Below are 1,010 nucleotides of genomic sequence, written 5' to 3' on the forward strand. Positions count from 1 at the left end.
CAAACGTTCACGTCAGTGTGGATTACAGGTGCGGCTGTGCAGGCCCTATCGAGCTCGGCCCTAGCCAAGCTAGCTGCGCCCCTTCACTAGGACGTACCGATGCAGAACAAGTCCCTAGCAGCCACTGGCTTTCTCTGCCTGGGCGTTCTCGTCTTCTCACTGCAGGACGTGATCCTGAAGGGCCTCTCGGACACCTATCCCGTTACGCAAGCGATGACTGTTCGATCAATCGTCGCATTGCCCATTCTGCTGGTGCTGGTAGGGGCGACAGCCAGACTGCGGTCTATTTTCTCAAAACGGGCCGGGCTGCTCGCCATCCGAGCCGTAATCTCGCTGGGAGCATACCTGTTCTATTATCTCTCGATCGCAGCGCTTCCTCTGGCCGATGCTGTCGCACTCTTTTTCGTCGCCCCGCTCATCATTGCAGGTCTCGGGATTCTCTTCCTCGGAGAGCGACCTCACACCGCAACCCTGATCGCGCTCATTGTCGGTCTGCTCGGCGTCATCATAACGCTGCAACCGGGTCTTGCTGTCTTCGAGTGGGCAGCTGCGTTGACCCTCCTGGCTGCTGCTCTGTACTCGTCGGCCCAGGTCTTGGCGAGGAAGCTTGGCGACAGCGAGGTCGCCGCGGTTATCACCTTCTATCAGAACCTGGCCTTCCTCACCGGCGCGCCGGCGCTGGCGGCGCTTGTGAGCTTGGGCGGCCTTGAAGACGCCAATCATCCAAGTCTTGCTTTCCTCACGCGCCCATGGGTCTGGCCTACGCTCCAGGATACTTTGCTGATGGCCGGCTGCGGTGTGATCGCATCTGCCGGAATGACATTGCTTTCCCAGGCTTACCGCCTTGCCCCAGCAGGCAACGTTGCCGTCTTTGAGTACACCGCCATCGTCTGGGTTCCACTTTGGGGGCTGCTGTTTTTCGACGAGGTGCCGAAGATCACCACCGTTCTCGGCGCAGTTTTGATCTGCGGAGCGGGGCTGTTCGCCCTAAGATCTGCGAGGTGAAGCGC

At 59.8% G+C, this 1,010-nt stretch carries 1 protein-coding gene; it reads left to right on the plus strand.

The window, feature by feature from the left end; genetic code table 11:
• Positions 1-99 precede the first annotated feature (99 nt).
• Entirely contained in the window at positions 100-1,005 is a 906-nt protein-coding gene (locus AC0L18_RS32335; protein ID WP_473495735.1) for a DMT family transporter, read from the plus strand.
• The last annotated feature ends 5 nt before the right edge of the window (positions 1,006-1,010 follow it).

It is taken from the genome of Mesorhizobium sp. WSM4819 (genome assembly GCF_055811215.1).

Bases quoted from the DNA above. Each gene is read 5' to 3' on its own strand.
- AC0L18_RS32335 (WP_473495735.1), top strand. From the start codon at position 100: ATGCAGAACAAGTCCCTAGCAGCCACTGGCTTTCTCTGCCTGGGCGTT.